This is a genomic window from Streptomyces sp. R-07 (assembly GCF_049913175.1).
GTDB lineage: Bacteria > Actinomycetota > Actinomycetes > Streptomycetales > Streptomycetaceae > Streptomyces.
This window is the reverse complement of sequence record NZ_CP183978.1, coordinates 8,105,675-8,118,839: the sequence shown is the minus strand read 5'-3', so window position 1 is coordinate 8,118,839 and position 13,165 is coordinate 8,105,675. Positions and strand designations below refer to the sequence as shown.

Annotated in this window: 12 protein-coding genes; 3 read left to right on the top strand and 9 right to left on the bottom strand. The window is 73.2% G+C overall.

Annotated features, from left to right (window positions below):
• Positions 1–2 precede the first annotated feature (2 nt).
• Positions 3–1,073, top strand: coding sequence for a C40 family peptidase (locus tag ACN9M0_RS37060; RefSeq protein ID WP_366040490.1), 1,071 nt, complete (start codon positions 3–5; stop codon positions 1,071–1,073).
• Between the two features lie 72 nt (positions 1,074–1,145).
• Here ACN9M0_RS37060 and ACN9M0_RS37055 read toward each other — a convergent pair whose 3' ends face one another.
• From ACN9M0_RS37055 to ACN9M0_RS37045, 3 genes are all read right to left on the bottom strand, one after another.
• The gene (locus ACN9M0_RS37055) at positions 1,146–1,877 is read right to left on the bottom strand and encodes a hypothetical protein (protein ID WP_426405070.1); all 732 of its coding nucleotides are present in this window, start codon (positions 1,875–1,877) and stop codon (positions 1,146–1,148) included.
• The gene (locus tag ACN9M0_RS37050; RefSeq protein WP_399695127.1) at positions 1,874–2,581 is read right to left on the bottom strand and encodes an HAD family hydrolase; all 708 of its coding nucleotides are present in this window, start codon (positions 2,579–2,581) and stop codon (positions 1,874–1,876) included. Before ACN9M0_RS37050 ends, ACN9M0_RS37055 begins: the two co-directional genes overlap by 4 nt.
• A 98-nt stretch (positions 2,582–2,679) precedes the next feature.
• The gene (locus ACN9M0_RS37045) at positions 2,680–3,708 is read right to left on the bottom strand and encodes a helix-turn-helix domain-containing protein (RefSeq protein ID WP_366040487.1); all 1,029 of its coding nucleotides are present in this window, start codon (positions 3,706–3,708) and stop codon (positions 2,680–2,682) included.
• A 107-nt stretch (positions 3,709–3,815) separates the two neighbouring features.
• Between ACN9M0_RS37045 and ACN9M0_RS37040 the strand changes: the two genes are divergently transcribed.
• Positions 3,816–4,712 carry an alpha/beta hydrolase gene (locus ACN9M0_RS37040; RefSeq protein WP_366040486.1) on the top strand — a complete coding sequence of 299 codons (897 nt, stop codon included), beginning with the start codon at positions 3,816–3,818 and terminating at the stop codon, positions 4,710–4,712.
• A gap of 202 nt (positions 4,713–4,914) precedes the next feature.
• On the top strand, positions 4,915–6,033 hold the full coding sequence (locus ACN9M0_RS37035; protein ID WP_366040517.1) for a serine hydrolase domain-containing protein: 1,119 nt from the start codon (positions 4,915–4,917) through the stop codon (positions 6,031–6,033).
• Positions 6,034–6,122: 89 nt separating this feature from the next.
• Here the strand turns inward: ACN9M0_RS37035 and ACN9M0_RS37030 are convergent, their stop codons facing one another.
• The 6 genes from ACN9M0_RS37030 to ACN9M0_RS37005 all read right to left on the bottom strand — a co-directional run bounded on the left by ACN9M0_RS37030 (position 6,123) and on the right by ACN9M0_RS37005 (position 13,039).
• Positions 6,123–7,400: an alpha/beta fold hydrolase gene (locus ACN9M0_RS37030; RefSeq protein ID WP_426405069.1), complete on the bottom strand. Its 1,278-nt coding sequence runs from the start codon at positions 7,398–7,400 to the stop codon at positions 6,123–6,125.
• 91 nt (positions 7,401–7,491) lie between these two features.
• Positions 7,492–8,877: an aldehyde dehydrogenase family protein gene (locus ACN9M0_RS37025; protein ID WP_426405068.1), complete on the bottom strand. Its 1,386-nt coding sequence runs from the start codon at positions 8,875–8,877 to the stop codon at positions 7,492–7,494.
• A 108-nt stretch (positions 8,878–8,985) separates the two neighbouring features.
• Positions 8,986–9,894: a dihydrodipicolinate synthase family protein gene (locus ACN9M0_RS37020; protein WP_399695135.1), complete on the bottom strand. Its 909-nt coding sequence runs from the start codon at positions 9,892–9,894 to the stop codon at positions 8,986–8,988.
• Positions 9,895–9,971: 77 nt separating this feature from the next.
• The gene (locus ACN9M0_RS37015) at positions 9,972–11,552 is read right to left on the bottom strand and encodes an FAD-dependent oxidoreductase (protein WP_426405067.1); all 1,581 of its coding nucleotides are present in this window, start codon (positions 11,550–11,552) and stop codon (positions 9,972–9,974) included.
• Positions 11,533–11,847: a (2Fe-2S)-binding protein gene (locus ACN9M0_RS37010; RefSeq protein WP_184930662.1), complete on the bottom strand. Its 315-nt coding sequence runs from the start codon at positions 11,845–11,847 to the stop codon at positions 11,533–11,535. Before ACN9M0_RS37010 ends, ACN9M0_RS37015 begins: the two co-directional genes overlap by 20 nt.
• Before the next feature lie 34 nt (positions 11,848–11,881).
• Complete coding sequence (locus ACN9M0_RS37005) at positions 11,882–13,039, bottom strand: NAD(P)/FAD-dependent oxidoreductase (RefSeq protein WP_426405066.1); 1,158 nt, start codon at positions 13,037–13,039, stop codon at positions 11,882–11,884.
• Between the last annotated feature and the right edge of the window lie 126 nt (positions 13,040–13,165).

The following is a 13,165-nucleotide window of genomic DNA, read 5'->3' as shown; positions in this document are numbered from 1 at the left end:
CCATGGCAGGGAAGAAGAAGTCACGCCCGCTCCTCTCGGGCCTCGCGGTGCTCGGGCTCGTCGCGACCTCGGGGTACCTCACCCTGGAGCTGCGCAAGCAGGAGGAACAGGGCGTCACCGAGGTACGCAACGTCGGCGTGCTCAACGGCACCCGGCAGCAGACCGAGGACACGGCCGTCGAACGGTGGTCCCGCCTGGAGAACCCCGCCCGCAGCGTGCTCCGCGGCGCCGACGGCCAGGTCCAGGCCGTCCTCACCGACGGCGCCCGGACCGCGAAGCTCACGGGACCGGCCCGTACCTTCGCCGAGCCGACCGCCACGGCGTCCAAGGTCTCCACGACCGACTGGATCCGGCTCATGCCGGAGCCCTGGTCCAAGGGCGCGGAGAAGAAGAAGTGGTTCAAGGACTGGTACGCCGAGTTCGCGGACAGCAAGGAGGACGACATCTTCGCGTTCGCCTTCCAGTACGTGGCGGGTGCGCCGCAGCGCAAGGACGAGAAGGGCCTGCCCTTCGCGGGTGACGCGAACTTCGGCCCGCTGAACACCACCGGCGCCGAGGGCGGCGACCTCCGCCTGGAGCAGTCCGACTTCTACGACTACCTCGGCGTCCCGTACCCCTTCCGGGACGGCGCCGTCGGCACGCCGGAAGCCCTGCGGGCCCGATCCCTCGACTGCTCCGGCTACATGCGCATGGTCCTGGGCTTCCGCGCGCGCTACCCGCTGATGTCCTCGGACAAGTCCGGCGACGGCCTGCCGCGCACGGCCAACGGCATGGCCCGGTCCGAGCGGGGCGTGGACGTCCTGCCGCTGACCGGCATCGCCGCCCAGAACCGCCCGTCCGCCATCGACCAGCTGCAGCCGGGCGACCTCGTCTTCTTCAAGCTCGACACGCGCACAGGGCAGCGGCTCGACCACGTCGGCATGGTCCTCGGCCACGACACCGAGGGGCACCTGATCTTCGTCTCCAGCCGCGAGGAGGTCAACGGACCCACCATCGGTGACATCGGCGGTGTCTCCCGCCTGGACGGCAACGGCTACTACGCCAAGACGTTGCGCAGCGCGAAGCGCCTCTGAGGGCCGGCGGCCGGTCCCGGTCCGTCTCTCCGACCAGCCCCGACATCCGCCCCCGACTGCGGCGCCCCACCTCTACCGCCCTCGCATCAGCTCCAGGTCCTCGCCCCATGCGTCGAGCACCGCACCGTGTCCGCGCTGCCGGGCCGCTGCCTCGACCTGGGCGAAGAGTCGCCGCTGAGCCGAGACATCACCCGATCCCGAGACACGCTCCACGGCGTCGAGCAGCGCGTCGGTGTCCCAGCCGGGCAGCGGGTGCCGGGCGAGCTCCCACTCCAGGTACTTGTTGTAGGGGCGGGGGCGACGGTCGAGGGAGAAGAGCAGCTCCAGCAGGTGGCTGATGCTGTCGGCGGCGTCGAGTCGGGCCGCGAGTCCGTGTCCGTCCCTGTCGTTCTTGAGCGAGCGGTAGAGGGAGTTGGCGTAGGCGTCGAGCCAGTGGGCGGCGGCACGAGAGGCCTCGTCGGCGGTGAGCCGTGCCTTGGCCGCAAGGATCCGGGCGATGTCCCCGTCGAGCCGGTCGAGCACGACCTGGGCGCGGGCGAGGGCGTACCGCTCGAATCCGGGCATTCCCGCGGCCCGGAACTCGTCCAGGGTGAGGAGGACGAGGTCGAGTTCTCGCGTGCGGTGCCCCGCGAACCTCGTGAGGGTCGTCGGCACACCGTCGGCGAGGACGACGTACAGGTCGTGGTCGGAGTGCTCGGTGGTCATGCCCTCGTGCGCCCGGGACCCCTTGAGGACGAGTCCGACGACGGCCGTGTCGGCGGAGGCGAGTTCGACGAACGTGTCGTACGTCAGAGGGGTGGTCATCGGGAGATCCCGTTGTCGGCAGCGATCCCGCACGCTCCGAGGACCAGGTGCAGGCGCTGCTCGGTGGTCCCGGTCAGGGGTGGGAGGAGGAGGGTCGTCAGGCCGGCTTCGACGGCTCCGCCGTCGCGGGCGGAGCGGTCGCCGACCATGAGGGTCTCCTCGGGGCGCGCCCCGAGCTGGTCCAGTGCCACGCCGAAGAAAACGGGGTCGGGCTTGCACAGGCCGTGCTCGAAGGACAGGGCGTAGCCGTCGACGTACGCGTCGAGGCCGGCCTGCGCGAACGCGGGGCGGACGTCGAAGTGGATGTCGCTGATGACCGCCACCTTGAGGCCGGCGCCCTTCAGCGCCGCCAGGGTGGGTTCCACGTCCGTGGCGAACGGGTTGCCGGAGGGGTCGGAGAGGGTCGCGTACAGCGCGTCGGCCAGGGCCGCGTCGATCCCCGCGGCCCGCACCCACCTGGTGTAGCCGTCGCGGTGTGCGTCGGCCGACGCGTCGGACCAGCCCCGTGCCACGTCCGGCCGGCTGCCGGCCTCGCTCAGGGACGTGCTGAGTCGCCGTATCTCCGACTCGGACGTGTCGCGGCCGAGCAGGAGCAGGGACCGTTCGATCCACGGGGCCCCCTTCGGCCGCCCGGGGGCCGGGCCCCACTTGGGGACGACGAGTGTTCCGACCCAGTCGAGCAGCACGGCTTTGAAGTAGGGCATGTCTCCCCCGAGAGTCCCGAAGCGCGTTCAGTTCGTGATCGCCGGCAGCCTGTCAGCCGCGCACGGGGGCGTCAATGCGCTCGTGTCCGCCTGGTCGCTCAGTCATTGAGCAGTCTCCATGTGGTGAGGGCGAGTCTCGCGCGGGTCAGGCCCGTAGGGGTGGTCAGGTCCAGGGCCAGGGTCTTGCCGATGTGGTCGAGGCGGCGGCCGATGCTGCTGTGGTGGAGGTGGAGGAGGTCGGCCGCACGGCGGACGGAGGCGGTGGCGCAGTAGGTGTCCAGCGTCTCCAGGTCCTCCGGGGACAGCCGCTCGATCGCGGTCACGTCGGGGTTGTCCCGTACGGCGTCCTCGGGGATGTCCGCCAGGAGCGCCAGCGCGCCCAGGTCGGCGTGGCGGACGACGGGTTCGCGCGCGGTGGTGAATCGGAGGGCCGTGCGGGCCTGGCGCCAGGAGCGGTCGGCGCTCTCGCCGGCGCCGATCCCCGCTCGTACACCCGCGGGGAAGCCGGTCCGGTCCAGGGTGGTGGCCAGGAGGACGCCGACGTCGGCGAGCGGGGCCGCCTTCACCGGGCGGGCCGGGCAGACCAGGGTGCCGATGCGGTCGAGCGGAAGCCGGGTGCGTACGGCGACGACGTGGACGGGGAGGTCGGGGGCGAAGCCCAGGAGGCGCAGCGCCCGGGCCCGGGCGGCGTCGTCGCTGTCGGAGCTGATGGCCAGTTCGACGAGGGCGGGGTCGGCCATGGTGGTGCGGGCGGGGCCGTAACGTTCGGCGGCTGCCGCGGCGGCGATGGCGAACCGGTCGAGGAGGACCTCGTCGAGCGGGTTGGGCGGGCCGGGGCGTTCCAGCCAGACCGTGCCGATCTCCTCCTCGTCGAGGGTGACCGGCGCCTCGGTGGACGCGGGCGCCGGCGGGGTGGAGGCCTGGGTGCCGTGGGGCGAGACGCGGGTCGACCGGCCGGTGCCGTGGAGCCGTATCCCGGCGACGCACTCGGCCAGGCCCGCCGACGCCCGGGCGAGCGCCGGGAGGTCCACCCGGCGGCGCATCAGGGTGTCGTAGAACGCGACGATGCGCATCGCCCCGTCCACGTACGGATCGAGTCCCGACAGCCGTACGGCCAATGCCTCCATGCCAGAAGGATAGGAGGACGGGTGCGCGCCGATCGGCGCGTGATCGGGGCGGGATGCGCGACGGATGGCGGATGCCCGCTCGGAGGCGGGCCCGGAGGATGGTCGTCATGGATCCCGAACTCGAAGCGTTCATCCCGTTCTTCCCGAAGACCGACCTGTCCGACCCGGTCTCCGCCCGCACGTACTTCGCCGGTCTGGCGGCGGCCGTGCCGGCGCCGGACACCCCCGAGTTGGAGGTCGAGGACCGCGTGGTGCCCGGCGACCCGGATGTGGTGGTACGCGTCTACCGGCCGCGCCAGGCACAGGGAGCCGTGGTCTGGCTGCACGGCGGCGGATTCGTCATGGGGGACGTCGACACCGAGCACCCGTGGGCCACGCGCCTCGCGGAGAGCTCCGGCGCGGTGGTGATCTCGGTCGGCTACCGGCTGGCGCCTGAACACCCGTTCCCTGCGGCCCTGGACGACGCTTACACCGTACTGAACTGGACGGCCGAGCACGCGGCCGAACTCGGCGTCGACCCGGCGCGGATCGCGGTCGGCGGCCACAGCTCCGGCGGCGGGCTCGCGGCAGCGGTGGCGCTGCGGGCGCGTGACGAGCAGGGGCCGCCGATCTGTTTCCAGCTGCTCAACCAGGCGGGACTCGACGACCGGCTGGAGACGTGGTCGGCGCGGAACTTCACCGACACGCCCTGGTTCCACCGCGGCAAGGCGATCGCCGCGTGGGGCCACTACCTGGGCTCCCGGTCCGCCACGCCGTACGCCGCTCCCTCGCGGGCCGCCGATCTGTCCGGGCTCCCGCCGGCCTACGTCGCCTCCGCCGAGTTCTGCCCGAATCGCGACGAGGACATCGCCTACGCCGTCCGCCTGCTCCAGGCGGGTGTGTCCGTCGAACTCCACCAGTGGCCCGGCACGTTCCACGGGTCACAGGCGATCCTCTCCGCCGATGTCTCGCAGCGGCAGAACGTCGAACTCGGCGCCGTGCTGCGCCGCGCCCTCGCCGGATGAGCCCTGCTCCCCGATCCCTTCTCCCTTCCCTCCGTTGATCGTGAAAGGACTGATTGTCTTGAAGTTGCGACTGGTGCTGTGTGGAAGCGTGGCCGCGCTCGGTGTCTGCGCGGGCGTGGTCACCGCGGCGGCCTCTCCCGGCGACGCTGGGCCCGTTCCCGCCGGGAGCGCGCGTACCTCCGCCGGGCTCGATCCCGCGGAGCTGAAGTCCGCCCTGGACGGTGTCCACGGCGCGGGGGTGCCGGGCGTCTTCGCCGAGGTGCGGGACGACGGACGGACCTGGCGCGGCGCCTCCGGGGTCGCCGATGTCACGACCGGCCGTCCCGTCAGGTCCGACATGCGGCACCGTGTCGGCAGCGTCACCAAGACGTTCACCGCCGCCGCCGTCATGCAGCAGGTCGAGCGGGGGCGGATCGGACTCGACGCGCCGATCGCGGACTACCTGCCGCAGCTGGTGCCGGGCGAGCGGGGCAGGAAGATCACGGTCCGGATGCTGCTCAACAACACGAGCGGCATCCCCGACTACCTGCCCTATGCGTTCCCGTCCCTCCGGGCGTTCCCGTCTCTGCCGGACGTCTCGACGGAGAGTCTGGACGACAACAGGTTCCGGACGTTCCGTCCCGGCGAGCTGATCGCGATGGGGCTGTCAGCGCCTCCCGTCGGCGAACCCGGCGGGCCCACCGGGGTGTACTCGAACACCAACTGGCTGATCCTCGGCGAGCTCCTGGAGGAGGTGACCGGTGTGCCGGCCGAGGAGTACATCACCCGGAACGTGATCGAGCGGGCGGGACTGCGGCACACCGGATTCCCGACCGGGCCGCGCATCGAGGGGCCGCACTCGCGGCTGTACGAGTCCTTCTACGGTCTGATCGACCCGCCGCGTGACTACAGCGTCTACGACATGTCCTGGGTGGGGACGGGCGCCGCGCTGGTGTCGACGATGGAGGACCTCAACCGTTTTTACGCCCGGCTGCTCGACGGCCGGATCGTCAGCCGGTCCTCGCTCGCGGAGATGCAGCGCACGATCCCGGTCCGCGCCCTGGACGGATCGATGATCCAGTACGGTCTCGGACTGCACAGGGTCGAGACCCCCTGCGGCACCTTCTGGGGTCACGACGGCACCGTCTGGGGAGCAGGAACGATGTCCCTGACCCGCGCCGACGGCAAGCGGCAGATGTCCGTGGCGATCAACCTCATCAGGTGGAACAAGCCGGACGCCTCCGGGAAGCCCCAGCCCCACCCCATCGACGGCGCCATCAAGTCGCTGTACCAGCAGGCGATGTGCGGCGGGTCCTCCACGGCCGCGGAGACCGCTCCGTAGAGAGGCCCGACCTGACCGTCGCGTGAAGAAGGGCCCGGACTGACCGTCGCGTGAAGAAGGGCCCGGCCTGACCGTCGCGTGGGGAACGGTCAGGCCCTGCCGGCCGCCATCTCCATCAGGCGGGCGAGGACGCGGCCGCCCGAGGCCGACACGCCGTCGTGCTCCCACTCGTTCGTGACCCACACGCGCGTGGCGCCGACCTCGCGGGCCGTGCGCAGGGAGAGGCCCGCATCGACGTACATGTCGTCGTGGTAGACGATCGCGGCGAGCGGCACGTCGTTCGCGGCCAGGCGGCGCGGATCGTACAACGGCGGCCAGTCGGTGCGGGCGGCGAGCAGCTCCGCGGCGTCCGCGAAGGGGCGCAGGCCCCTGATGTCGCGGAACATCCAGGGGTACATCATCTCCCCGGTGAGCAGGAGGGGATCGGCGTCCTCGGTGAACTCGGGGAAGTCACCCAGGGCGCGGGCGGCGGCCCAGCCGGTCGGTCCGCCTCCCTGCCCGTACAGGGTCTCCTGCAGGACGGCGAAGAGCGGGTTGTCGGTGAAGCCGGTCAGGGACATCACCTGCTGGAGGAAGGTGTCGCTCAACTCGCCCTTGGAGCCGGAGGATTCGTCCAGGGACTCGTCGAGGAGCCAGTGGAGGCGCTCGAATCCGTCGCCCATGCCGAGCGCGAGTCCGAGCATGCGCAGGCGGCGCGGGGTGAGCCGGTCGCCGTCCGGCAGGCGGACGTCGTCGGCCGCGAGGAGGTCGGCGATCCTTCGCAACCGGGGAGCGTCCTGCCGGTAGCGGGCGTAGAAGTCGTGGACCCGGTCGCGGACGCGGGGATACGTGCGGGCGTACACGTCGTCGGCGGTGGCGGTGAGACCGGGCAGCCCGCCGGCGACGTAGCAGGCGCGCAGCCCCTCGGGCGCCCGGGAGAGATAGGTGAGGGTGAGGAAGCCGCCGTAGCTCTGCCCCAGGGTCTCCCAGGGGACGTCGCCGCAGAGTTCGCGCCGTATCAGTTCGGCGTCGGCGACGATCGCGTCCGCCCGGAAGTGCGCGAGGTGGCCGGCGAGGCGCTCCGGCGAGCCGAAGCGGGCGGCGGTGCGCGCGGTGACCGGGCTGGAGCGCCCGGTGCCGCGCTGGTCGAGGAGCAGCACCCGGTGGGTCTTCAGGGCGTGGGGCAGCCAGCCGGGCGAACCGGCGGACGGACGGGGCGACTTACCGCCGGGTCCGCCCTGGAGGTAGAGGAGCCAGGGGAGTTCCTCGCCCGCGCGGGCCGGGTCGGAGACCTCGCGGGCGAAGACCTGGAGGGTGGGCCCGGTGGGGTTCCCGTGGTCCAGGGGGACGGTGAAGGTGTGGTCGACGGTCGCGTACGCGGGATGCATGGGTTCCCTCGATGAGATGGGGCGCGAGAACAGCTGCCCGTGGTGCGTACGGTGGTGATCCCGTCGGGCCCGGCATCACCACCGTACGAAATCAGGCCGCGGGGCCCGCGGGGGTCAGGGTGTACGTCCGGCCCGACGTGTAGAACTCGAGGCCTGCCCTGCCCTGCTCGCGCGGCCCGTGGCTGGAGGCCTTGGAGCCGCCGAACGGCAGGTGGAAGTCGACGCCGGTGGAAGGGGCGTTGATCCGGATCATCCCGGTGTCGAGCAGGTCGAGGCCGTGCAGGGCCGTGTTCAGGTCGGCCGTGTGGACCGAGGTCACCAGGCCGTACGGGACGGAGTTGGTGATCCGGATCGCGTGGTCGAGATCGTCGGCGGCGAGCAGGGACGCCACCGGGCCGAAGACCTCTTCGCGCAGCAACGGGTGTCCGGGGGACACCTTCTCGACCAGGGTCGGGGCGGCGTACCAGCCGGGCCTGTCGAGCGCGGCGCCGCCGGCGAGCGTGGACAGGCCCCGGCAGGTGTCGACCAGCCGGTCGCGGGCGCTCTCGTGGATGAGCGGCCCGCAGACGGTGGCGGGGTCGGCGGGGTCGCCGACCGGCATGGCCTTCAGCGCTTCGGAGAGGGCCTCGCGCAGCGGGTCGAGGGCCGCGCCGACGGCGATGACACGGCTGGTGGCCGTGCACTTCTGGCCCGCGTACCCGGCGATGGAAGCGGCGAGGTGGCCCGCCGCCTGCTCGATGTCCGCGTCGGGCAGGACGATCGCCGCGTTGAGACCGCCCATCTCGGCCTGCGCCGGGATGCCCCGGGCGGTCGCGGCCCTGGCCACGGCCTGGCCGACGGGGGTGGAGCCGGTGAAGGAGACGACGTCGGCGGCGGAGACGAGTGCGTTGCCCTCGGTCGCACCGCCGGGAAGGACGGTGAACACCGCTTCCGGGACGGCCTGTCGGACGATCTCGGCCAGGCGCTGGGCACACGCGGTGGCCTCGGGGGCGGGTTTGAGCACGACCGTGTTGCCGGCCGCGAGCGCCGGGGCGGCCTTCCAGGTCGGGATCGCGAAGGGGAAGTTCCAGGGCGTGATGAGCCCTGCCACGCCGTGCGGGCGGCGCCGGGTCAGGAGGAGTCCCGCCCCGGCCGCGGTCTCGTGGACGGCGCCGGTGGGCTCGTACGGGGCCTGGGCGTAGTAGCGCCAGATCGCGGCGGTACGAGCCACCTCGGCCCGGGCCTCGGCGAGCGGCTTGCCCACCTCGCGTACGGCGAGCTCGGCCAGTTCGCCGGCCGCGGCCTCGACGGCGTTGGCGATCGCGCCCAGGGCGGCCGACCGGGCGGCGGCTCCGGCCAGCAGCCAGCCGGGCTGCGCGGCACGGGCCCGTTCGACGGCGTCGACGACCGCGAACGCGCCGGGCGCGGGGATCCGCAGGAGCACGTCGGCCGGGTCGGCCGGATTGCGGGACGTGAGGGTGGAGAGTGCGTCGGTCACAGGAGGAGGCCTCCAGGGGAAGGGATCGTCCGGGGGGGGACGGATCGTCCAGGGGAAGGAGCGTCCGGGGGAAGGATCGTCCGGGTCGGCGAGAGGGGGCGGCGCGCGTCAGCAGTGGCCGTCGGCGACGGCCTTCTCCGTGGCGGTCCGCACCGCGGCCTCGATCGCGCCGGTGAGCGGGTGACGCGGCGGGCGGGTGGGGCCTCCGGGGCGGCCGGCGATGTCCATGGAGAGCTTGATGGACTGGACGAACTCCGTCTTCGAGTCCCAGCGCAGCAGGGAGTGCAGGGACTTGTACAGCGGGAGGGCCGTGGCCAGGTCGCCCGCGACGGCGGCGTGGTACAGCTCGGTGCAGCTCGCGGGGAAGGCGTTGGGGTAACCGGCGATCCACCCGACGGCGCCGGCCACGGCCAGCTCCAGGAGGACGTCGTCGGCTCCGATCAACAGATCGAGTTCCGGGGCGAGTTCGGCGATCTCGTACGCCCGGCGGACGTCGCCGCTGAACTCCTTGACAGCGACGATGCTGCCGTCGCCGTGCAGGCGCGCGAGGAGGTCGGGGGTGAGGTCGACCTTGGTGTCGAAGGGGTTGTTGTACGCGACGATCGGGATCCCGACGCCGGCCACCTCGGTGTAGTGGGCGCGGACGGCCGTCGCGTCGGCGCGGTAGGTGTTGGGCGGCAGGAGGAGGACCGAGCCGCAGCCGGCCTCGGCGGCCTGCTCGGCCCAGCGGCGGGACTCGGCGCTGCCGTAGGCGGCGACGCCGGGCATGACCCGTGCCCCGTCCCCGGCCGCTTCGACGGCGGTACGGACGACCTGGGCGCGCTCCGCGTCGGTGAGGGTCTGGTACTCACCGAGGGAGCCGTTCGGGACGACGCCGTCGCAGCCGTTGGCGATCAGCCAGGCGACGTGCTCGGCGTAGGCGTCGTGGTCGACGGAGAGGTCCTCGCGGAAGGGGAGGGTGGTGGCGACCATGATGCCGCGCCAGGGTCGGTCGGTGTTCCAGGTGGTGGCGGTCATGTCGATGACCTTTCTATAGTGTGTGACATTTTATAGGTGGGTAAGAGGAAAGGCCCGTCTGGGCCTCTCCCCCGGCTCTAGGAAGCTTCGGGGTGCGGATCGGGCGGGCCGGCCGGGTCGTCGCCGAGCGCGGCCAGCGTCGAGAGCCGGACCGGTACGGCGAACGGGCGCCGCTCCGCGGGCGGTTCGGCGGTTCCGCCGCGCGCGGCGAGGCAGGCGACGGCCGTCCCGCACATCCGTCCCTGGCACCAGCCCATCCCGGCCCGGGTGAGGAGCTTGACGGTGCGCGCGTCCCGCGCGCCGAGCTCGACGACCGCCTCGCGGACGCGGCCGGCGCCGACCTCCTCGCAGCGGCACACGTCCGTCTCGTCGGTGAGCCAGTCCTGCCATCCGGGGCCCGGGGCGTGGGCCGCGGACATCACGTCGGCGAAGGCGCGCATCCGGTCCCGGCGGCGCCGCAGTTCGCCGGTCCGGCCCTCGCCGGAGCGGCCCTCGCCGGAGCGTGCCTCGCCGGGGCGGCTGCCGAGGAGTCGTGCGGCGATGGCCCGGGCGGCCAGCTCGCCTTCGGTGCGGGCGAGTTCGGCGCCTCCTACGCCGCCGGTCTCGCCCGCCGCCCACAGGCCGGGTTCCGAGGTCTCCTGGAGGTCGTCCAAGGCGAGGCCCAGGGTGCCGTCGGGGAGCCGTCGGGTGGCGCAGCCGACCGTGGTGGCCAGTTCGATCTGGGGGACGAGGCCGTGACCGACGGCCAGGGCGTCGCACGCGATCCGGCGACCCGTCCCCGGCACGGGACGCCAGTCGGCGTCCAGGCGGGTGACGGTGACCGCCTCCACCCGGTCGGTGCCGTGCACCTCGGTGACCGCGCTGCGCGCCTGGACGCGCACGCGGTGCCGGAGCAGTCCGGCTCCGTGCAGCAGGGCTTCGGCCGCTTTCCCCGGGTTGCCGACGAGCGCCCGGGGGCTGCGGGCGTACCGCAGGTAGCCGGCGGCCTCGACCACGGCCGGCACCCGCGCGCCGGCGGCGGCGAGGGAGGTGGCGACGGCGAGCAGCAGCGGGCCGCTGCCGGCCACGACGATGCGGCGACCCGGCAGCACGAGGCCGGACTTGAGCATGGCCTGCGCCCCTCCGGCTCCCACGACGCCGGGCAGGGTCCAGCCGGGGAAGGGCAGTTGACGCTCGTACGCTCCGGTGGCGAGCAGCAGGGTCCGGGCCCGGACGCGGACGGGACGCTCGTCGGCTCCGTCGGCCCCGGTGACGGCGTGCACCGTCCAGGTCCCGTCGCTCTCCCGCACCGTGGACCACACGTGGTGGCCGGCCAGGTGGGCGATGTCGCTCGTGGCGAGCCGTCGCCTCAGGTCGGAGAAGGCGGACCAGTCGTGGTGCAGGGCCTCGGGCCGTACGGCCCCCAGCGCGGGCGCCGGGTGCCGGTAGAACTGCCCGCCGGGCTGGGTGGAGGTGTCGAGGAGCGCGACGGAGAGGCCGAGTTCGGCGGCCGTGACGGCGCCGGAGAGTCCGGCGGACCCCGCTCCGACGACCGCGAGGTCGAACGGCTCGGGCCACGCCTGCGGCTCGGAAAGTGAGGCGGTCTCGGGCCGCGCCTCCGACTCAGACGGTGAGTCGGTCCCGCGCCACGCCTGCGGCTCAGACGGTGAGGCGGTCATGGCCGTGTCCCTCCTGGGTGGTGATCGCGTCGCCGGGGCGGGCCGGGACCAGGCAGGCGCGCCGGTTGGGTTCGCCGTTGACGGTGGCGAGGCAGTCGTAGCACTGGCCGATGCCGCAGAAGGCGCCGCGCGGCCGGCCGCCGTCCCGGGTGGTGCGCCAGGCCAGGATGCCGGCGCCCCACAGGGCGGCGGCGACGGTCTGGCCCGGCAGGGCGGTGACGCGACGGCCGTCGAAGGTGATCTCGAACGGCGGATCGGGCTGTGCGCCGACGAGGTCGGCGGGGGTGCGGGCCACGGGCCCTCCTCTCGTGACGGTGGGTGCGCGCACCTCAGGGTGCGGTGTCGCCGAAGCGCTCGGGCCGGAACGGGTGGATGTCGAGGGGTGGTTCGCCGCCGGTGAGGCAGGCGGCGACGATCTGCCCGGTCACGGGGGCGAGTCCGATGCCCGCGCCTTCGTGGCCGCAGGCGTGGAGCAGGCCGGGGACGCGCGGGTCGGGTCCGATCGCGGGCAGGTGGTCCGGCAGGTACGGGCGGAAGCCGAGGTAGGTGCGGATGGCGCGTACGGTGCCGAGGACGGGGAACAGCGCGGTGGCTCCGGCGGCGAGCCGGCTCAGGACTTCGGTGGAGAGGGTCCGGTCGAAGCCGACGCGTTCCCGGCTGGCGCCGATCAGGACCGGGCCCGCCGGGGTGCCCTCGACGACCGCCGAGGTCTGGAGTGCGGCGGAACCGCTGGCGACGTCGGCCACGTAGTCGGCGGCGTACACCTTGTGGCGGACCACGCGCGGGAGTGGTTCGGTGACGAGGACGAAGCCTCGGCGGGGCAGTACGGGCAGGTGCGCGCCGGCGAGGTCGGCGAGGGCGCCGCCCCAGGTGCCGGCGGCGTTGACCACGTACGGGGCATGGATCTCGCCGGCCGTGGTCCGCACGCCGCGGATCTCTCCGGCGCCGCCGGTGAGCAGGCCGGTGACCTCCTCGCCGAGGCGCAGCCGGATCCGTTCGCCTCCCGTGCGCAGCAGCTGGGCCGCTGCGTGGGCGGGCATCACCTGGGCGTCCTGGGGGTAGTGGAAGCCGCCCGCCAGGGTGGGTGCGAGGTGGGGCTCCAGGTCGTGGAGCCGGTCCGCGGGCACTTCCTGGCTGGTGACGCCCGCCTTCTCCTGGCGGGCCGCGAAGTCGCGCAGGGCGCGCATCCCGGGCTCGCCCGAGGCGACGACGAGGCCTCCCTTGGCCTCGTACTCGACCTCCGGTGGGAGGAGTTCGGCGAGCTCCCGCCACAACGCGGTGGCGATGAGGGCGAGTTCGAGCTCGGGCCCTGGTTCCTTGTCGGAGACCAGGAGGTTTCCCTCGCCGGCTCCCGTGGTTCCGCCGGCGACGGAACCGCGGTCGACGACGGTGACGGAGAGGCCGGTCCGGGCGGCGTAGTGGGCGCAGGCCGCGCCGACGACGCCGGCGCCGACGACGATGACATCCGAGGTGTTTCTCGTGGGCACGGCAGTAATATTTCACATGGCACTGGAGTTGCCAAGACCCGGAGGGAGCTTCTCAGTTGCCTCGCGGCCGCCGCCTCCGCCGCATGGACACGGATGAGTAACGGAGCGCCCGACACCTTGTCAGTA

Coding starts and splice junctions, on each gene's coding strand:
- ACN9M0_RS37060 (WP_366040490.1), top strand. CDS start 3: ATGGCAGGGAAGAAGAAGTCACGCCCGCTCCTCTCGGGCCTCGCGGTG.
- ACN9M0_RS37055 (WP_426405070.1), bottom strand. CDS start 1,877: ATGACCACCCCTCTGACGTACGACACGTTCGTCGAACTCGCCTCCGCC.
- ACN9M0_RS37050 (WP_399695127.1), bottom strand. CDS start 2,581: ATGCCCTACTTCAAAGCCGTGCTGCTCGACTGGGTCGGAACACTCGTC.
- ACN9M0_RS37045 (WP_366040487.1), bottom strand. CDS start 3,708: ATGGAGGCATTGGCCGTACGGCTGTCGGGACTCGATCCGTACGTGGAC.
- ACN9M0_RS37040 (WP_366040486.1), top strand. CDS start 3,816: ATGGATCCCGAACTCGAAGCGTTCATCCCGTTCTTCCCGAAGACCGAC.
- ACN9M0_RS37030 (WP_426405069.1), bottom strand. CDS start 7,400: ATGCATCCCGCGTACGCGACCGTCGACCACACCTTCACCGTCCCCCTG.
- ACN9M0_RS37020 (WP_399695135.1), bottom strand. CDS start 9,894: ATGACCGCCACCACCTGGAACACCGACCGACCCTGGCGCGGCATCATG.
- ACN9M0_RS37015 (WP_426405067.1), bottom strand. CDS start 11,552: ATGACCGCCTCACCGTCTGAGCCGCAGGCGTGGCGCGGGACCGACTCA.